Here is a 20,523-nt window from a genome sequence, read left to right as displayed (position 1 = left end):
TACTGTACATATGGTATAATCTACTGTAAAGGAGTGAATTGATATGGATTACCGTATATCACATAATACACTGGATGCAGAGGACTTTATCAGGCTCTTTGATTCGGCGGGCTGGGGAAGACCTGACAGGGAGCTTGTGGAGACCTCACTGAAAAACAGCTATGTTACGTTTTCTGTGCTTGACGGAGAAAAAGTCATCGCCATGGCAAGGCTTATCGGAGATGGCGGTATGGCGTTTTTCCTGAAGGATCTTATAGTTGCTCCAGAAAATCAGGGACAGGGCGTAGGAAAAGGACTTGTGGAGCATATCGAGGAGTTTATCCGCGGTGAGCTGAAAGAGGGCTGGTGGTGCTATTTTCAGCTGATGAGCGCTAAAAACAAGGATGAATTCTATCTGAAATGCGGGTACAAAAGCCATCCTCACGAGCACAGCGGCCATGGCTTTACCAAAATAATAAGGAAATGAGGGAGAATATGCCTAAAGTAATTATGACCTGCGGAAGGATATGTAGCGGAAAAAGCACTTACGCTCTGAAGCTCAGGGAAGAACTCGGAGCCGTGATACTCTCTGTCGATGAGCTTATGCTGGATATTCTCGGCGGCGATATTGGAGATATGCACGATGAATACGTCCGCCGCACCGAGGCCTACCTCTACAAAAAGTCTGCGGAGATGATCGCGGCAGGTACAGACGTTATACTGGACTGGGGCTTCTGGACAAGGCAGGAGAGAGACTTCGCCAGGGAGTTCTATCGTTCCCGCGGCATAGCCTGCGAGTTTCACTACATCACCGTTGACGACGAAGAATGGGAAAGGCGTGTAAAAAAGCGCAATACTGAGGTAGCAGCAGGCAGGAGCGACGCCTACTTCATAGACGAGGGACTTGCCGCTAAATTCAGAGGTATATTTGAGGAGCCGGAAGATGGCGAAATGGATCTTGTCATAAAATGATAGCTAAGTATACAGGCATAAAATGAGAGCTGAAGATCATACTGCGGACAGTTCCGCCCCATGAGCTTCAGCTCTCTGTTTTCATTATAAGGCAACGAGGAGATAAGTTCCAAATTTACTGCTCTGAGAAGGATCCCTTGTCTGCCCCGCACAGCGGACATTCAAAGTCTTCGGGAAGATCTTCGAATTTTGTTCCGGGAGCTATGCCGTTCTCGGGTGAACCGAGCTCTTCATCATATTCCCAGCCGCAGAGTTCGCATACGTACTTCATGAGCTGCACCTCCTTTTGTATTTTTCACTATTATAAGATATTTTCCGCTAACTGTCAATAGATAAATTGAGAATAATGTTAAAATAAGAAAATATGTTCTGGAGTGTTTATTTTTATAATTTTATATGGTATAATATACTATGTTCGTTATAGTATTTGTACTTTCAGGAGTTAATTATGACCAATAAAATAATCATTAAAGGCGCAAGAGCCAATAATCTCAAGAATATAGATCTGGAGCTGCCCCGTGACAGTCTCATCGTAATGACGGGACTGTCAGGCTCGGGTAAGTCTTCACTTGCCTTCGATACCATTTATGCCGACGGTCAGCGCCGCTATGTGGAGAGCCTTTCCTCCTATGCAAGAATGTTCCTCGGACAGATGGAAAAGCCCGACGTTGACAGCATAGAGGGACTTTCTCCCGCTATATCCATTGACCAGAAAACTACTTCGAAGAATCCCCGTTCCACCGTGGGAACAGTGACAGAGATATACGACTATCTCCGCCTGCTCTATGCACGTATAGGAGTTCCTCATTGTCCTGTCTGCGGAAGAGAGATCTCCCAGCAGACCATAGACCAGATGGTGGATACCCTTATGGAGCTTCCCGCAGGCACGAAGCTGCAGCTGCTTGCTCCCATAGTAAGGAACCGCAAGGGACAGTATTCAAAGGAGCTGGAAAGTGCAAGAAAATCCGGATTTGTCCGTGTGAGAGTTGACGGCATTATGTACGAGCTCACCGAGGAAATAAAGCTTGACAAGAACAAGAAGCACAATATCGAGATAATAGTTGACCGTATAGTTATTAAGGAGGGCATCGAGTCCCGTATCACCGACAGCCTTGAGACTGTATTCAGTCTGACGGGAGGACTTGCCATTGCAGATGTCATCGGCGGCGAGGAGATACTTTTCTCTCAGAACTATGCCTGCCCTGAGCATAATATCAGCATCGGCGAGCTTGAGCCTGTTATGTTTTCATTCAACAATCCCGTGGGAGCCTGCCCAAAGTGTACAGGTCTGGGGGTGTTCAGACACATTGATCCCGATCTGATAATCCCCAACAAGGAGCTTTCCATAGAGGACGGTGCTATTAATGCTTCGGGCTGGAACAGCCTTGACGAGACCTCTATCGCCATGATGTACTACCGTGCTATCTCCAAGAAGTACGGCGTGCCCATTGATGTTCCCGTCAAGGATCTGAAAAAGGAACAGCTGGACCTCTTTCTCTACGGCACAGGGGACGAGACTCTGGAACTGAAAAGACCTGCATCACTTGGCGGCGGAAGCTATAACTCCCCATTCGAGGGCGTTGTCAATAATCTGGAGCGCCGTTACAAGGAGACCTCCAGCGACTGGTCAAGGAATGAGATAGAGGAGTATATGAGCGAGGTCAATTGTCCTGTATGTCACGGAAAAAGGCTCCGCGATGAGTACCTTGCGGTCACTGTAGGAGGCAGGAACATCAGTGAGCTCACCGACTTCTCCGTAAAGGAAGGACTTAAATTCTTCAACGAGCTGAAGCTCTCGGAGCACGACAGCTTCGTGGGTGAGCGTATAATCAAGGAGGTAAAGGAGCGTCTGGGCTTCCTGAAAAGCGTGGGACTGGAATATCTCACCCTTTCGCGGTCGGCAGGTACTCTTTCGGGCGGCGAAAGCCAGCGTATACGCCTTGCTACGCAGATAGGCTCCTCACTGGTGGGAGTTCTCTATATACTTGACGAGCCGAGTATAGGTCTTCATCAGCGTGACAACGATAAGCTCATAGCTACGCTGAAAAGGCTCCGTGATCTGGGAAATACCCTTATCGTTGTTGAACACGACGATGATACTATGCTTGCGGCTGACTATATCGTGGACATCGGCCCCGGAGCAGGTATCCATGGCGGCGAAGTGGTTTTTTCGGGCACTGTTGATAAGCTGCTGAAGTGCAGGACTTCCATTACCGGACAGTATCTCAGCGGCAGAAAGAAGATAGAGATACCGAAGAAGCGCAGGAACGGAAACGGTAAATTCCTGACAGTGAAGGGAGCTTGCGAGCATAATCTGCGGAATATCGATGTAAGCATACCTCTCGGTGAGCTGGTCTGCGTTACGGGAGTTTCTGGCTCGGGCAAGTCCTCTCTGGTGAACGAGATAATATACAAGCACCTTGCCGCAAAGCTCAACCGCGCAAAGACAAGGAGCGGCGCTTTTGCGGATATGGAAGGGATCGAGAATCTTGACAAGGTGATATGTATAGACCAGTCGCCTATCGGCAGGACGCCACGTTCAAATCCTGCTACCTATACGGGAGTTTTCAGCGATATACGCGAGCTTTTTGCCAAGACTCCCGACGCCAAGGCTCACGGCTATACGAGCGGACGCTTCTCCTTCAATGTCAAGGGCGGACGCTGTGAAGCCTGCGAGGGCGACGGCATAATCAAGATAGAGATGCACTTCCTGCCTGATATATACGTTCCCTGCGAGGTCTGCAAGGGAAAGCGCTATAACCGCGAGACGCTGGATATACATTATAAAGGAAAGTCCATATATGACGTTCTGGAAATGACAGTTGACGAGGGGGTGGAGTTCTTTGAGCATATCCCGAAGATAGCGAAGAAGCTGAAGACACTTCAGGAGGTAGGTCTGGGCTATATAAAGATAGGTCAGCCGGCGACTACTCTTTCGGGAGGCGAGGCTCAGCGCGTGAAGCTCTCAACCGAGCTTTCAAAGCGCTCCACAGGAAATACCATATATATCCTTGACGAGCCTACTACGGGACTTCATACCGCAGATGTCCATAAGCTCATAGATGTTCTTCAGAAGCTGACCGACCAGGGAAATACCGTTCTGGTCATCGAGCATAATCTCAATGTGATAAAGGTCGCCGATCATATCATAGACCTGGGACCCGAAGGAGGCGACGGCGGCGGTACTATCGTTGCTCAGGGTACTCCCGAGGAAGTGGCAGAATGTGAAAAGTCATATACGGGACAATATCTCAGAGGCTACCTTGAATAAAATAAAGAGTATTCTCTCCTGCCAGAGGGAATACTCTCTTTTTTATCCTTCTATCTGCCGTGCAAGGAACTGCGCCGAAGCGTTTATCAGGCTTTTCTGGAGGTCGGTTACCTCGCGGTATTTTTCATTTGTCATAAATGCAACTGCTCCCGAAACGTCTCCTGCTGTGATTATGGGGACGGCGGATATAGCCGTTCTTTCCGAACCGTCTGCGGGATAGAAGCTGTTGGTACTTCCGTCGGGACAGAAAAACTGTCCGCGGTTTTCCATGAGCTCTTCAAGCTGCGAGGAGACACGGTGATCTGCAAGCTCCTTCCGCGGAAGACCTGCCGAAGCCACAACGCGGTCCTTGTCGAAAACCACTACGGGGCAGCCTGCTATCTTGTGCATTATATCCGCCACATATCCTGCGTTTTCACTCATTTCGCTGACTGCGGAATACTTCTTGAATATGACCTCGCCTTCGCTGTTGGTATATATCTCCAGCGGATCGCCCTCACTGATAACATTGACACTGAGAATTTTGCCATTACTTGAGGTGATTTTAGCAAATCGTGAGGCTTCTTCGGTTATCTCAGTGCCTTGCTTAAAATTTACGGCTGTCTCCTCATTGCTGTGCTCTGGGAGAGCTCCTGTTTTAAGCAGCGTATCTATATCAGGTCTGAGCTTGATGTCAACGTGCTCCTCATAGACCGTTATCCTTTCTATGATGAAGTCCACGTCCACCTTGGAGAGTTTTTCCTTGTTGATGATAGCGTCAAACACTTCAATTACGGTTTTTGCTGTGCGGTTTACGTTTACTATCATATTATGCTTGTCGGCGGTAAACTGCATCTGATTGCGAAGTCCTTCCAGACGTAGGGTAAGCTCGTCTATCTGCTCGGTGTATATCTCTTCAAGCATTTCTTCACGCTCAGGGTGCTTGGCTATATCCTTGACGTGCTGACGGGCAAGCATTTTTATCTCGGTGCGTGTGTCCTCCATTTGTTGTTCAAGCACCTCGATTACAGACTTGCTCGATGAAGTCTCGCTGCGCTCCTTGTCGATGGACTCCTGCAACTTTTCAAGCATAGCTGCTGAGTTGTCCCGTACCTTTTCAACGAATGACTTGAGCAGTCCGTCAAGCATATCCACACGGGTATGGTGCGAAGTACAGCCCTTTACACCACGCTGGTGATACGTTCCGCAGCGGTAAGCAGGGGACAGGTCGGGGCGGCTCATTGAGAACATGGGACTGCCGCAGTCTCCGCAGAACAGATAGCCCGAATATATGTTATCGTACTTCTTTACGCCGCGGTAGTTGCTTGTTGTTCGGCGCTTCATCTGCTCCTGCACACTTGCGAAAAGCTTATAGTCAACGATTGGAGTATGGTTATTCTCGAAAACAATGTGGTCTGTTTCTTCGAGCTTCATATCGGAGCCGTTTATCTTTTTGCGGCGGTATTTGCCCTGCCTCAGTGTACCGATATAGAAATCATTTCGCAGTATGCCGCTGACTGTGACTATGCTCCATTCGGTCTTGCCGCGAAGCTTACATTCCTCGCCTTTTGCTTCAAGGCGTTCTTTTTCCACCATACGTGGAGTAGGGATATGCTGGTCGGTCAAATGATTGGCAATGCGCTTGTAGCCCCAGCCCTCGCTGTACAGCCTGAATATCTCCCTGACAACTTCCGCAGCAGGCTCATCCACCTCGAACTGCATCGTTTTGCTGTTTGTCATGATGTAGCCGTAGGGAACAGCGCATATCCACTTGCCTTCCTCCTGTCTACGCTTAACAACGGAGCGGACTTTCTTAGATGTATCCGTAACAGGCATTTCATTGATAAGGAATCGGAACTGTATCGCCGTCCAGTCATCGAAGGTCGGGTAGTCGATGCTGTCGCCGATAGAGATTATACGCATACCTGCGTCGCGGAGATCTTCAAGCTCAACAAGTCCCTTGCTGTTGCGTCGGCTGAAACGTGAGAAGTCTTTGATGATGAGGATATTGTATTCGTGCAGTAGCATCTTCTTCCGCAGCTTCTGGTAGTCCTCTCGCTGCTCAAAGGTATAGCCGCTGCGGTCACGGTCTTCGTAGAAGTCCAGCTCTGCCGTGGGAAAAGTCTTGCTTACATAATCAGCAATAATCGCCTTTTGGTTCTCGATAGAGGTATTGTCGCGGTCAAGCTCCTCGTCAACAGAGATGCGGCAGTAACCCGCGATCCTGAGTTTATCTTCCATAGTAATCTCCTTGTGACAATGTTGATTATTATTAATCGAGATCTTATATCTTCATTGTAACATAATAATGCTGAAAAAGCAATAGCTGCATGAGTATTACCATAAAATACAAAGAGGTGCGCTTCACGCGCACCCCAGATTGTTTTTTAGCAGTCTCTCCGTACAGCTGAGCAGGTCATCGCTACCTGACAAGAAGTATACTACCTTGCACTTCTTAGCCGTAGCTTTGGAAAGGAGCTGCTTTGTGAGTTCTCTGCGGTCATATACCTGCTGTTCTGCATTTGTGAGCCATACTTCAATATAGCCTTTATCTTGTTTGTCGTATATTTCCATTTCAGCAGCTCCTTTCATTTGAATTTTGCCCTATATACGCTGCACGTATTCAGCTTTATACTGGTTTATTGGATTATATCATCATCGTATGAACCCACATAAGGCGGGCGGTATGTCTCTCCTACAATAGCTGAGTTGAGCTGAATGTTCTTTTTATAGTAGTCGCTGTAGATAGAGCCCATGATAGCGCAGTTAAAGTCAGGAAGCGTTCTGATAACGTTAGCATCGAGCTTGGTAAGTTCAGCTATCGCTTTTACACACTCCTCACCGAGAGGTCTGAAGAATACATGAGTTCCGCAATAGGCGTAAAAGCGGCCTATTGGATCCTTCTTATCAGTATAATCCTGTGATGCAATTATTGCTGACAAGTTAAGCTTTCTTCCGCGGCTAAGTAAAGCCTCGAGAGTGCAGCCTTTATAGCGATTCAGAGTTTGGTACTCGTCCATTATTATAGTAACTTTCTCCTCGCGGTGAATATCCTTGTAACTGTAGAGCGAGTCCAGAACTACATCGAAGGGGTTAGCATTTTCATTGATATTAGCATTACCGCTTGAGATCACCAGTACCTTTCCTTTTGCAGAGAGGCGATCAGCCCAACTGTAAGGTACGGTACTGTTCATATTAACAGTACTGAACAGCGCCTTCAAATTTGCATACACCTTCTTTTCATCTGCGGTTTCACCAAATGAAGCCGGAAAAGAGGCTAATTCATAAGAATTGTTAATTGGGGTATCTTCAAGCCATTCTGAGACCTTGCTTATGAGAACAAGCTTCTGCTTATGTCCGGTAAGGTGCATTCCAGATATCAGAAGGCTTGATAATCTCTGCGTCTTCTGCTCTATGTTAGTACAACCTTCGTAGTCTGGAATGTTAACTGGGAAACCGTCAGTCGACATATCCCAGAATTTAACGTACTCATCAATGATCTCATCCGGGATCATATGTGCAGACAATTCCTCTCTACAAAAGGCATTGGTTGGGTCAAGAACAATTACAACGTCTCCAGCTTTTGCACGCTGTAACATCTGCATCATGATCCAGTCGGTCTTACCCGCACCTTGGGCACCTGTTACGTCTATAAATGGGGTACCGCATTTGTAGTCGGTTATTATCTGACCGGCCACCATATCCAAACGCTGGTGTTTGACAAGCGGGAAGAAGTTATTGATAGGCTTATCAAGCGTGTGGAAGAGATCCGAGGCAGTTGTTACGTCAACTACTCTTTTAGCCTCCTCGCTCAGCAGGTTCCTTGAAACTGAAACAAAGCGCTGCTTCTCCTTACTTCCGTCTTCCAAAGCCACTGTACGAGTTTTTATGTTCTCGCCAGGATTAGAAATGAGATAATCCTCACACTTAAGAGCCTGATACACTTTATTGTGGCCGACTGGTAATTCCAATTGAGATAAAACAAGATCGACGAATAATGTACTCTTTATATTTATTGAGCCGTCGCTTGCAATAAAGGTCTTATCGGAAGCCCAAAAGGGTGGCCCAAACTGGTTGGAAATCGGAAGACTTCCGCTGCATATAGCTTCGCTCAACGAATCGCCTACAGCCTTACATACAAACTGATTCATATTTGTCCTGGTTTTAGACTCGTTCTTGAGCCAATCAGCCATGTCACTCACGTCTTTATCATTTAAAAAGCCTAATTTAGTGAGTATTATTGCTGTGGCCAAAAACATAACTGCCGAACTGCTACGAGCTCTGTACGGAAGCTGGGATACAATATTCTTTGCAGTAACAACAGCTTCATGCAATAATTGTTTTGCAGCATCGGAATTCTGTTCAATGTATTTAACAATATGAGTGTCCATTTCTCCGATTATTCCGCGTAATTCGCCATTATCGTCTAATCTATAACCGCTCATAGCAGGTACCTGATAGAATGGATATTCTTCCGGGATTAAGCCGGCATTATCGATTGAAAGTACAGGAACAAAGCGGGGGATATCGTCATCTCCGGAAATTCCGTTTAAGTGCTCATAGATTAATTCCAGAGATTTATACAGGTTATACGAACTCTCAATAGTGCTGTTATGACGAAAGACCGCTGTACAGTCGAAGTATTTTTCCAGTTCTACGTTGATTTGTGTCGCCGATGATGATGAAAATATAGTTTCGGACGAAGTATGGCTTCTGTTGTAAATAACATCAGTCAAGTATTTTTCATCGTTGCTGCTTGTTATCTCTGTTACAAATAGTCTGTCCTGAGTGAGGCCTTCAGCTTTGAAATCCACGAGCAGTCTGCTCATCGTTGAAAGAACTGTACCCTCTTTAACAGTTAAGCTGTCAGGTACATTCTTGCGGTAGCTTTCGGCTACCACTTCTATTGGACGATCTGAATCCTGAAGTACAATATCCTTAAAAATATTTCTGTACTTTGTTTTACTTTGCTTAGTTTTCATAAACAATTACTCCTTTTCATCGTAAAATAAATCGGCAAGAACAGGAATCATGTTTTCAGATGAAACAAATACTCTTCTGCCGTCTGGTGTAGTGTTCCAGCCGCAATGCTTGGGCATGGTCAGAAAAAACACATTCGGGCACATGCATAGTGCACGCAAAAAAGACTCATGGTAGAGATCTCTGTTCCTAACAGTAAGTCCCTTCTGATGGAACTGCGTCTGTTTGCGTAAAGCAGCTGGTTCAATTATTCCTCTCCAGAAAATCAGCGGCTTGGGACAGCCCTTAATGAAGATTACATCCGCACGACGTGAGCCTGGTCCGCTTGCATCGATAATGAGGCATGCCACTACTACGAAACGAGAAATAAACTTTGGAGTACCGTTTTTTACCCGCACAAGCCACCTTTCTGTTATGTCATCAAAGAACATCCGAATATCTTCGCTGAGCGGGTCATAGAAGGGCTTATCAAGGATAAAGTGACCTTGGCCAAGCTCTTCATCATTGACCGTGACGGCCTCGGTTATAAATCTCGATAAGCCGCAAATTTTTACACCCTCTGCAATACGGTACTCAGCTCTTACCTGCTTGAGTGCCTCTATACTTGCCTTTTCCTTGATTTCTGGAAGTACCTCCGCTATATCCTCTTTTACAAGAGTATCGGTGCAAAGATTTATAACAGCCATGGTCTTATCAGTTACACGGCCTAAATCCTCAATATCACAACCGTTTTCCCAGAGAATATCGCGAATTTTTTCCCTTAATTCCTTTTGCATTATTTTTCTCCTTTACGTTTTTTTCTTTGAACAGTCCGCATGAACTGTTCATTTATATTATATACTACATTCTTAATTTTGTAAAAAAATAAAAGTTTTAGAAGTTCGCCTATAATACGTAAAAAGCACTCTGCATTGTAATTGCAGAGTGCTTTTTTGGCTTAAAACCGAAAACAAAAAGTTTTAAATTCAAATTAGATTAGGCTTTGAGAGATATATACTCTCAGATTTTTGCTCTTTAAAATGTTCTACGCACAATTCCCAATTATCCAAAATAATAGCCACTTCTATAGTAGCCTCTTCTTTTGTCTTCAATCTGAATATCAACCTGCATACCTTGTTTTCTGGGGTAGGCGCATCAAGATTGTATCCAGCACTTTTCAGCATATCACGGCTTTGAGTTTCATTAAGATCTAATTTATAACAAATTCGCATAGCTGTTTTAAGTGTAGGATTTGCATCGTTATTCAAGTATTTCTTTATCATAGTGACGCTTAAATCGAATAAATCGTCATATTCATCGATGATTCTATTAGCTTCATATGAAAAATCTCCATTTGGGGCTTTAACCTGAATAAGGACATCTTTTTTATATTCAAACAAATAATAAGCTAAGAGTTCACCGAATGTTGGCATTTTATTTAGGTACATGTCTTCTTTTTCAAAATCATTAATACCCTTTTTTAGGTTATTAGGTATATAAGCTTCATATTGTTCCAGAAGCCTTTTGTTAGCTTTAAAAAGATAAGTTTGATCATAATTTATGTATTTTCCACCAGTATCAAACACGCTTTTTATAGTGAACTTTATACAGCATTCGTCAGCGTGTTCCCTAGCATAAGATGTTAGCTGAAAATGAAGACCAGCCTCGTTTATAAGAATATCTATATACTTTGTATCAACCAGACATACGACATATCCGAGATAGATATACTTTCCGGAGTCGATAAGTTCAGCAAGTACTTTATCCTCACGCAGCATTCGTTCATAGTTGTCACGGTAAATTACAAATGTCTCATTTTCTTTCAGAGTACCCGGCTGAAAATAAAACGGAGCAGGCTGTGTCTTCTTTCCGTTTTCTTCATATTCCAGAATAGTGCCGTCAACGAAATCATATCCTAACTGACGGAGACGCTTCTTCATTATCTCTTTCGGAACATTAAAGTCTCCTGAGAGCTTGTATACCATATTCTGATAATAGTGTCCGTCATGAGGAACACTGCTGTTGGTCACATGATGTATCGGACATATGCTGTTCTCATATTCATCGATAGCTTCTTCTACAAGGTGCTTAGGTATAGCTACGCGTATAGCAAGTTCGTTTGCTTGCCATTCAGCATACCAGCGAGCTTTTTCTTTAGGCGACATATCATCATCAAGAGTTATAGGAGCTGAAGTGCATTCCATTACTTTATATCTGTCATCAAGAAACTGCAATAGCTTCATATAATCACGATGTATCTCCCAATGAACCAGTTCATGAGCTGCCGTTATTATGTCATCACAGCCTAGTTCATTTCTGAAGTATTTTACATTCAGCAGTATTGTGTTTGCTGGTATAGGAGAATTAGGATATGGCATATACGGATTTGCAATATCATAAATAGTCGCAGTGGATTCTTCAAAGCGAATCTGACCTAATACATCATGGTCGAGGTCCGCAGGCCACATATGCATATTATCGCTTATTTTGTATTTTTCCTTGATTTTTACTGGGATGAACCAATACTTGTGCTCTTCATTCTTTTTTACAAAAGCATATAAGCGCGAATGTATTTTATCAGCTTCCTCTTCAAGAGTATCAACAGTGATATTAGGAAGTCCGAACATTGATATTACCGTTTCCGATATTAATGTCTCTTGCGTACACTCTTCGACTGCAAGTACTTGAAGGTCAGAAAAACGCTCAGCCATATCTCCAGTCAACATCACATTATAATAGTATATTCCGCCACTATTTTTGTCAGCATAAAAGACTTCACAGGACACACCTAAAGAAAAAGTGACAATATCAAACGGCATGAAAGCAATACCACTTTGTGTCAATATTCTTAAATCTTTTATCCTAAATTCGGCGTCGCCCGAACTCTTTACGCGGTCCTTTATTCCGCGTGAAATAACATCGAGACTATTTAATTTTAAATAATCCTTTAAGTTTTGATAACGAGCCATGTAGCAAATCCCCCTAACATTATATACTGTCTATCATCCTAAAAATATCAATTTTTAATAACGATTACGTTTTTTCAGAAAATACAAAACCTGAAATTCTCAAAAAGTGACCTTTTTTAAAGATTTCCAAAATACAATTTTTCAAAAAAACGTAACCGTACCTAAATTTGACGTTTTTATCTCTATGCCCCCGCTTCCGCGGGGACTAGTTTAAATATGCTTTTCTACTTAAATAATTATGACCGGTTTATTATAATCACTTCAGCTCCCAGCCGTTGTCGCCGTGATATATCATCAGCTTGGTCATACCGCCGTCGATGCAGATGTTCTCGCCTGTAATGAAACCTGCCCTGTCGGAGCAGAGAAAGAGTACCATGTTAGCTACATCAAGCGGATTGCCTACTCGTCCGCACGGCTGCTGATAGGCGTCGGGACCTTCATACATCTTATATGATGTATCTATCCAGCCAGGAGATATGGAGTTCACACGCACTTTCCCAGCAAAGCTCACCGCCAGAGCATGAGTGAGCGCAGCTATACCGCCCTTTGCCGCAGTATAGCTCTCTGTCTGAGGCTGACTCATACGATCACGAGATGAAGAAATATTGATGATACTTCCGCCATTATTGAAATGCGGCACGAACAGCTTCGATAGGTAAAATGGCGCAGTCACTCCCACCGAAAGTGCATACTGAAACTCCTCATAGCTGCATTCGTCAATGCCCTTCATCAGCGGCAGAGCGTTGTTGATGAGATAGTCGATGTGTCCGTGCTCGGATATTACCTGCTGTGTAAACTTTTCAAGTACGGATTTGTCAGAGATATCCCCGACGAAGTGGTCGCCCTCAGCCTTATCGATAATGCACACCGCCGCACCGTTTTTGCGGAACTCCTCAGCTATGCACTTGCCGATACCATTTGCGCCGCCTGTTATTACAGCTACTTTGTCTTTGAATGAGTCCTTCATACTTTCTCCTTTTTATACACAGCTATCACATAAAGTTCAAGGCTATCGTTCCGCCTATCATATATCACATTATCCACAATCGGTATCAAGTGAAAAAAACCTTTATGATTTGTACTGTAAACACAGTAAGAACCGTCATTCAGTTCAAGCTCTCCTACAGTTGTATTCTCGTATTCCGTCGTTTTATAAATGCCGTGTTTCGCCATATATTGCCCGAATACAGTTTCGTTATTATATGTTTCATATCCAAGTTCCTGTGCAAGAGAAGTAAGCTCTGCCTTGACAGTGCTGTATTCCTTACCTGTGAGCTTTGTCATTGTTCTAACAACACAGCTCCTGCTTTCATCGCTTGGATTATAGTATTCAAAATCCATTATCAACACCTCTAACTATCCACCTTATGCCTTTAGCTATGCGATTCTCAGGCTCATTAAAGTGTCCGCCTTCGTTCCATTCAAGGATATGACGGGACACGTTTTTATCACAGCACATAAGCTCATACTGTCTGCGAGTGCAGTCTACCACAGATGCCATAATGCGGTCACGAGCTTTTTCCTCACGGTTGCCGAGACTGATATATACAGAGCTATTCGGCGGAGCGGTACGGCTCTCAGCGTAGCTTATCCAGTTCCCGAACCACAGCGAACCAGAACAGCTTATAACGCCGCTGAACGCCTGACTTTCATAGAACGCCCACAGGCTGAAAAGTCCTGCCAGCGAGTATCCGCAAAGGATACGCTGTCCTGTGAGATTATACTCCTTCTCGCAGTAGGGAACGCACTCGTTCATGAGCCAGTCAAGTGTTTGGCGTCCGCCGCCAGGGAATGACATCTTCTTGTTGAGCGTGAACTCCCACGGCGAGAAGTCGGTGTTCCAGTCCTCGACTTCGTAAACGACATAGTTGCACTTTACGTCCTCGCACAGCGCGAGGACTTTTTCAATTGTCTCGGAGCTGTTCTTCATCTCGCCCCAGTATATCGTAGGAAGTTCAGCTTCATTTATTATGATATGGCAGGTCCTGCCGCTAATATCAAGTGTTTGCATTATTCTTCTCCAAAGCTACCATGAGGTGCTTCATAAAAGAACATTCCCTCAGCACTGACAAGTTGAGCGAGAAGCTCCTTTAATTCGCCGCTGACATTGTATGCTGTTATATACAATTCCCCATAGTTAAGCAACAGCATAGCCTCACACTCGGGCAGAACTATGTTGATATATCTGAGCTCTCCGCTGAAGCACTTCTCCAACAGTACGGTCAGCTCATCTGCCTGTGGATTTTCAGTAATATTGTCATCTATAACGACAGTGAGATCATAGTAGCAGTAGAGCTTTAGTATGATATAAGTCAGCTTTCGCTCAAGCTCAAATCTGTTTTGCTGGAAGTATTTCTCAACGGCAAAATAGCGGTTATCAGCCCTCTGCGGAACAGTTTTCGGGAATATGTCTATCAGATATGCTTTCTTATCCATGAGAGCATCAATTTTGTCGCTCAGCACCATTGCTGTGCTCCTTTCATTTTTCCATGTACACAAATTCGAGTTCATCATTTACGGCTTTTCGTGCGAATATAGAATAGCCCAGCTTCTGATAAAGGCGGATATTATCAAGACTGCGGGTACTTGTGAATAGCTCATACCGCATATCGGGAAAGCATTTCTCTATCTCAGACAGAAGCATTGTCCCGTAGCCTTTATGGTGGTGGTCATGGTGTACCATCAGCTTGCCGATATAGACCGTTCCGGCACGTTCCTGCGCACGAACTGAGCCGATAATAATGTTATTATCATCGACCATTTTCAGTATTACACCGCTTTTGAACTCATCAACAACTTCATCAAGAGTCTGTTTCAGCGGAGGAATATCCCTGCTGCCAAACAAGTCAGCCTCGCTCTGATATGCAAGGTATTGAAGCTGTAATATTTCTTTCAGGTCGCTGTGTTCGGCTTCCTTTATTTCACACATACAAAACCTCATTTCTATTATTCGACATCTAGGAATTTCTCTATAACGACCATAATCTCTTCAAGACGCTTACCACCGATACCTTTGATTTTGCTCAGCTCTGTTTCAAGAGCAGGAAGATCAATTGTTTTCCCCTGTTCACCGAGCAGCTCATCACCGTACTGAAGAATGAACTTTGTAAGCTCCTCACGGTTCATTTTCTTGATTTTTCGGTAAGTGTCCCTGTCGATGATCTCTTTCTGTCCCATAAATAGCTCCTTTTTTGTTTCTTGTAACATATTATACCATATCACCGATGCAATGTAAATACGTCAAATAGACAAATAAAGAACTCAGCGCCTCACGTGGAGGCGCTATTGTATTTATTATTTCTTTTTTATAGCATCATCAACTGATATAATTGTTTCTTTTGTTGTTGAAGTATATGGTTCAAAACATTTCAGCCGGCTTCACACTCCGTCTGACCATCGCCCTGGCTTGCAGAGCAGAAATATCATGGAGAAGTTGCTCTTTCTCTCATTATATCCCATGCGGCAGACCTTTATGTTCATCTGTTATTCTCTTCTGTCTGACTTCATGTAGGCGACTGATCAGATGGGTCTGTTACTGGCGTTTTCTCCTCAGCTTTTATTGAGACTTCTTCACTCGGAACGTTGTCAGAATTCAACGGAGCTGTCATCGTTCTTTCGCATTCAGGCGTTAGAGAAATGGAAGCTCCATTACTCGTTTTCATTCTGAAACCATATTTTGAATCAAGAATCTCGTAAATAACTGCACTGAACAGTGATCCGAAAATTGCCAATCGAATCGTACCGCCCTTTCCGGTAAAAATGTCAGCCACTGATTTGGTTGCTTCAGTCAAATATCTTCTCCTTTCATAATGGTTAAACTCTTTAATCATGTTTCAAAATCCTTCTTTGTCATCCTATTTTTTATCACTTCCAGCTTTTTATTATCAGCTTCAATCTGTAATGCTCTGATAAGCTTCGTCACATCGTCAGCTCTATCTGGATGTCGACGTTTCTGATTATACAATCTTCCATATGCGTTCTTAATAAGACGGGCCAACGCCCGACTCGTTATGTTTTTATATATGCACTTGTTAATTAGAAAGGCATAGGCATCAGACTTTGAGTAAAAAAATATCTTATAGATGTAAAAGATTAGCTTACTATGTGGCAGAATTAAATTGCAAAAATCTAATGCCATATACATTTCACGCTTAAAAATGACATTTCACGCAAATACGTTGATTTCCCATGCATGATATGTTATAATTTGTTCGTTAAATTGAAGCATATGACAATACCTATACTCAGTCACAGTAATATCATAACCTTTTTCTTTCTATCATTTGCACCAATAATTTCGCTCCTTAGTTCACACGGTATTGTTTATTTTTTATCGAAAGGAGAGCGACTTGGTTCACCAAAAAATCGCTGCAAAAACTATAATAATGGTATCTTTTTCGCAGCAAAAAAGCACATGATACCATAAATCGGAGGAAAAATGTTTAAAAAATTCTTATCAACAATACTCTCAGCAGTGACAGCTGCAAGCTTTATCCCACAAATACCTGCAAATGCAGAAGAAACAGCTCCATATCCATACACTTTATTTGCTGGCTCGGATGAAGAAGGCGCAATTACTATCAATTCAAACAATATTTGTATCAACGGAAGTATTGCAACTAACGGAACGATTTCTACAACAGCTCAGAACTTCAATGTCAACGGTGAAAGAAAGGAAAATTTACAGGAAGAAAAGAAGCTGTTCTTTAATAAGATCAACGATCGTTATTTTAACTCTCACGTTGATACTTATTTCGAGGATTACTTCCTTGAAGACACCAATATCAATATTAATATTCCTATAGAAGCAGAAGGCAATATAGGTCTCACAGGAAACATCAATATCACAAGCGGCATAAAAGCTCTGAATGATGTTAGCCTCAGCGGAAATGTAGAAAACTCGCAGGATTCCGTGATCTGTGCGGAAACAGGCGACATAATCATTAATACGGATAATGTCAACCTAAACGGACTTGTCTATGCACCCTATGGCTGCGTAAATATCACTGCACAGAACCTGAATATCAATAGTGTTATCATCATTGCAGATACTATAACTATAACCTGTCCCAATCTCAATGCAAATTATAATGCTCAGATGGCAGAGTTCCTTGGCAATGAATCGGAAGCGATAAACAATGATGATATAGAAATAGTTGCTTACGGTGAGTACGATGAGGAAGCAGAAATTTTCAGCGTATACTGGAACACAACAGTTCCCGACGGAAGCTTTGATATACAGGCGTCAGACGATGGGGAGAGTTATACTTCCATAGGAACTGTAACAAATGCTGATTCTTTTGAGTGTACATTTACAGAGTCATTTGAAAAGAAATATATTAAGGTCATTGAAACCACCAACAACGGTACGATATGTGAATCTGTTCCTTTCGTAGTGATCAGTACAGAGAACGGATATGATACAGAAGTTCTTGACAGCGATGAAGACGGACTTCCCGACATATATGAACTTAAAATAGGCACTGATCTATATGATCAGGATACAGATGATGACGGACTGACAGACTATCAGGAATATGTCTACACTCAGACTGATCCCCTTGTTTATGATTCGGTAACAGAAGGTATTTCCGACGCTGACATTGATACCGACGAGGACGGCCTCAGCAATATTGATGAGTTCACAAGAGGTACATATCCCTGGACTTTTGATACAGATCTGGACGGCCTCAGTGACTATGATGAGATTTATGTGTATGGAACGGATCCGCTGATCGCTGACAGTGACGATGATGGGATTGATGATGGTTCCGAGATAAAGCTTGGATTTGATCCGAATGATCTTGTAACAAATGGAGTTCCCGACGGCGAATATGCAGTTCAGCAAAGTATATCTGCAGATAACAGTATCCTTTCTTCCATCAATACAGCTGAAAGCCCATATGTGCTTTCGATAGATATAAAGACCAACGGTGATGCTGAAGAAGAGCTTACTGTAGATGAGAGCGGTTATTCAGCTGCCATAGAAAACGATGCTATGATAGGCGCAAGTGTCAACATAGATATCACTGACACTTGCAATCCTGAAGAAATAGTGCTACAATATGATATAAAGGAAGCTTATATCGATAATACTCTTGATAAGTTCTCATCACTTGGCGAATTTCAGGGTATAAAGCGCCTGAATGTGTTCAGGTTCGATGAAGAAGAAAGAATGCTTCTCCCCGTTGAGACTGAATTTGATGTTGAGAACAACAAACTCTATGCAGCAGTAAATGAAACAGGTACTTACTGCCTCATGGACATGGAGATCTGGCTCGATAATCTAGATGTGGAGATGCCTGCAGCTAACAATGTTCCTGCACCTAAGCCTGCACCGAATTCGCTGAACAAGCAGATCAATCTTGTTTTTATGCTTCAGGCTAATTATAATCAGCTCAGTAACGAAACAGAGGAAGAATATAGCCAGAGATTTGAATTTCAGAAAAATATCATCCGAAAAATGAGCCGTGTGGTTTTCTCAAAACTCAAGGGTGTAGATGTTAAAATATACATAATTGCATATGATAATCTCGAGCGAGATTGCTGTGTAACCGCTCCAAACAATAATAAATACTTTTCTGATTATAAGAGTATTTCCGATGCTCTGGATGAAGTAAATTATAAAAAAAACACATCTCCTGCAAACAGAGAAATAGCTTTTATGTGTGCAGAAGAAAATACTCCTGTTAATACAAATTCAAATACATTTATATACAACTTGATCAATGGAGAGTCGGAATATAATACAATACATGATATACCAAGCAATACATATATCAATGGTTATCATATCCCCGCCGGTAGTTATGCAGATGGTTATTACCTTGAAAGAATAACAGCGTATGGTAATATATATTCACAGTTATATTATGATTTAAACGATTTCCCAGAATCAGTCTTATCAGCTGCAATTATACATCCAAGCAGAGGAGGATTATCAATTCCTTTTGATATGACTTCTGACGATAATTTTGGATATATTAAAAATCACTTTTTCACCAACGCACAACAGAGATTGGGAATGGTCATATCAGATAAATTAGATATAATCGTTCCAACAAAATGGAAGAAAATCACACTGATATCCGATCTCACTCCCAACGGAGCAACAAACTCTGATAAAGATTCTCTGACAGACTGGGAGGAAGTTGATACGTCAAAAATAACGATTAATTCTTATGGGATGGTCGAGCTCCCCGTTTTCCGGTTGGCTGACATAATAGGTCATCTTACAAGATTTAACACTAATGGCGAATATAACTTTCTCTTAAATGATCCAACTCCGCGATATTACTTACCTATTCACTCTGATCCTACCGATGAGGATACGGATGATGATGGATTGAATGATGATGTTGATCGTGAACCACTTAAATACTTTTTATATGAGCTTTTAAACAAACTCGAATTAATGGAAAAATATATTGATGATTATTTTGAATTTCAATATGGTAAAGACCTAACACTTCGTAATCTTAATTTAATTCAAGTTGCTGACGTTCCAAGATCAACTATATCAATCAACATTATAAGAAATCTTTATTATGGCTCTGAAAAGAGAATTGGAGAAGAATTATCTTTGATTGATCATTTTGAAAACTATAAACAAACTGTGAAGTGGCTAACTACTGATGGAACAGCATTTCCTTTCATAACCAGATATATTAATAAAAAAGACCCATCCATAATAAACTATTTTAAAAAATATAGAAAAGAAAGATTAGTTGATAATCAAGGTAACGGTATTGATTTATTACATTTGTTAGCAACACTTGGAGCTGAAAGGCATGATGGAATTATAGATGCTAATCTTGCAGGTTGGGCAGGTGATTTGCAATCTTTTATATTTAATTTCAAGTTAGAAACTTATCCTAAGGAATATGATTATAATAATCAGACTCAATCCGAAAAATATACAGAAATTGCATATCAAATGCTTAATGGAGATATAATTGTCCCCAAATGCAAATTTACCGACGAGGATTTGTTGGCAGATGTTGATGCCGAAAATATCAGTGAAATTTATAACGAAAATTCAAGTTTATCATCAGTGCTAAAGGATTATTATACAAACAGATATGTAAGTAGATTTGATTATTTTATTAATCTCTATAATGGAAAAGAAGAATTTGATAAACTTGTAGGCAAATACACAAAAGGTAATAATCCGATAACACATTTAATACTTCATAATTTTGCCAGTGAAGCGGCTAAAGATCAATCTATTAAAGATAGATATGAGGCTTCATATATAACATCCATTCAAGGAATCCCTGTTTATTCGCTTCCAAATCCAGCAGAAGTAACAGATGCTGAATCAATTGCGCTCAGAGATGGTTTTTGTAAATGGATTGATTTAAAACTTAACGAAGAAAGGAATGTAAGCTAAGA

17 protein-coding genes are annotated in these 20,523 nt (G+C 42.3%); 4 read left to right on the top strand and 13 right to left on the bottom strand.

Annotated features, from left to right (window positions below):
* The first annotated feature begins 43 nt into the window (after positions 1 to 43).
* Entirely contained in the window at positions 44 to 466 is a 423-nt protein-coding gene (locus RF007C_RS01040; RefSeq protein WP_019679515.1) for a GNAT family N-acetyltransferase, read from the top strand.
* A gap of 8 nt (positions 467 to 474) precedes the next feature.
* Positions 475 to 951, top strand: a complete 477-nt coding sequence (locus tag RF007C_RS01035; RefSeq protein ID WP_019679516.1) for an AAA family ATPase — start codon at positions 475 to 477, stop codon at positions 949 to 951.
* A 115-nt stretch (positions 952 to 1,066) separates the two neighbouring features.
* On the opposite strand, the gene RF007C_RS01030 is transcribed toward RF007C_RS01035, so the two are convergent.
* Positions 1,067 to 1,222 carry a rubredoxin gene (locus tag RF007C_RS01030; protein WP_019679517.1) on the bottom strand — a complete coding sequence of 52 codons (156 nt, stop codon included), beginning with the start codon at positions 1,220 to 1,222 and terminating at the stop codon, positions 1,067 to 1,069.
* 177 nt (positions 1,223 to 1,399) lie between these two features.
* Between RF007C_RS01030 and uvrA the strand changes: the two genes are divergently transcribed.
* Complete coding sequence (gene uvrA, locus RF007C_RS01025) at positions 1,400 to 4,222, top strand: excinuclease ABC subunit UvrA (RefSeq protein ID WP_037296504.1); 2,823 nt, start codon at positions 1,400 to 1,402, stop codon at positions 4,220 to 4,222.
* A 42-nt stretch (positions 4,223 to 4,264) separates the two neighbouring features.
* On the opposite strand, the gene RF007C_RS01020 is transcribed toward uvrA, so the two are convergent.
* From RF007C_RS01020 to RF007C_RS00965, 12 genes are all read right to left on the bottom strand, one after another.
* The gene (locus tag RF007C_RS01020; protein WP_037296503.1) at positions 4,265 to 6,442 is read right to left on the bottom strand and encodes a stage V sporulation T C-terminal domain-containing protein; all 2,178 of its coding nucleotides are present in this window, start codon (positions 6,440 to 6,442) and stop codon (positions 4,265 to 4,267) included.
* A 123-nt stretch (positions 6,443 to 6,565) separates the two neighbouring features.
* Positions 6,566 to 6,775 carry a hypothetical protein gene (locus tag RF007C_RS01015; protein ID WP_037296502.1) on the bottom strand — a complete coding sequence of 70 codons (210 nt, stop codon included), beginning with the start codon at positions 6,773 to 6,775 and terminating at the stop codon, positions 6,566 to 6,568.
* A 65-nt stretch (positions 6,776 to 6,840) separates the two neighbouring features.
* A complete protein-coding gene (locus RF007C_RS01010; RefSeq protein WP_037296501.1) occupies positions 6,841 to 9,183 on the bottom strand; it encodes a type IV secretory system conjugative DNA transfer family protein in 2,343 nt (780 codons plus the stop codon).
* Positions 9,184 to 9,189: 6 nt separating this feature from the next.
* Positions 9,190 to 9,957 carry a hypothetical protein gene (locus tag RF007C_RS01005; protein ID WP_037296500.1) on the bottom strand — a complete coding sequence of 256 codons (768 nt, stop codon included), beginning with the start codon at positions 9,955 to 9,957 and terminating at the stop codon, positions 9,190 to 9,192.
* A gap of 189 nt (positions 9,958 to 10,146) precedes the next feature.
* Positions 10,147 to 12,129: an ImmA/IrrE family metallo-endopeptidase gene (locus tag RF007C_RS01000; protein ID WP_037296499.1), complete on the bottom strand. Its 1,983-nt coding sequence runs from the start codon at positions 12,127 to 12,129 to the stop codon at positions 10,147 to 10,149.
* A gap of 256 nt (positions 12,130 to 12,385) precedes the next feature.
* On the bottom strand, positions 12,386 to 13,096 hold the full coding sequence (locus RF007C_RS00995) for an SDR family NAD(P)-dependent oxidoreductase (protein ID WP_037296498.1): 711 nt from the start codon (positions 13,094 to 13,096) through the stop codon (positions 12,386 to 12,388).
* Positions 13,093 to 13,470, bottom strand: coding sequence for a hypothetical protein (locus tag RF007C_RS00990; protein WP_037296497.1), 378 nt, complete (start codon positions 13,468 to 13,470; stop codon positions 13,093 to 13,095). Before RF007C_RS00990 ends, RF007C_RS00995 begins: the two co-directional genes overlap by 4 nt.
* Positions 13,460 to 14,140, bottom strand: coding sequence for an alpha/beta hydrolase (locus RF007C_RS00985; protein ID WP_037296496.1), 681 nt, complete (start codon positions 14,138 to 14,140; stop codon positions 13,460 to 13,462). The genes RF007C_RS00990 and RF007C_RS00985 overlap by 11 nt, the downstream gene beginning before the upstream one ends.
* Entirely contained in the window at positions 14,140 to 14,595 is a 456-nt protein-coding gene (locus RF007C_RS00980; protein WP_037296495.1) for a hypothetical protein, read from the bottom strand. The genes RF007C_RS00985 and RF007C_RS00980 overlap by 1 nt, the downstream gene beginning before the upstream one ends.
* A gap of 13 nt (positions 14,596 to 14,608) precedes the next feature.
* Positions 14,609 to 15,058, bottom strand: coding sequence for a GNAT family N-acetyltransferase (locus RF007C_RS00975; protein WP_037296494.1), 450 nt, complete (start codon positions 15,056 to 15,058; stop codon positions 14,609 to 14,611).
* 17 nt (positions 15,059 to 15,075) lie between these two features.
* Complete coding sequence (locus RF007C_RS00970) at positions 15,076 to 15,306, bottom strand: hypothetical protein (RefSeq protein WP_037296493.1); 231 nt, start codon at positions 15,304 to 15,306, stop codon at positions 15,076 to 15,078.
* Positions 15,307 to 15,632: 326 nt separating this feature from the next.
* A complete protein-coding gene (locus RF007C_RS00965) occupies positions 15,633 to 15,920 on the bottom strand; it encodes a hypothetical protein (RefSeq protein ID WP_152537119.1) in 288 nt (95 codons plus the stop codon).
* A 647-nt stretch (positions 15,921 to 16,567) separates the two neighbouring features.
* Between RF007C_RS00965 and RF007C_RS17395 the strand changes: the two genes are divergently transcribed.
* Positions 16,568 to 20,521 carry a hypothetical protein gene (locus RF007C_RS17395; protein ID WP_037296490.1) on the top strand — a complete coding sequence of 1,318 codons (3,954 nt, stop codon included), beginning with the start codon at positions 16,568 to 16,570 and terminating at the stop codon, positions 20,519 to 20,521.
* The last annotated feature ends 2 nt before the right edge of the window (positions 20,522 to 20,523 follow it).

The sequence above is a fragment of the Ruminococcus flavefaciens 007c genome, assembly GCF_000571935.1.
Taxonomy (GTDB): Bacteria; Bacillota; Clostridia; order Oscillospirales; family Ruminococcaceae; genus Ruminococcus; species Ruminococcus flavefaciens_F.
The sequence above is the reverse complement of the archived record's forward strand: the minus strand, read 5'-3'. Positions and strand labels throughout refer to the sequence as shown.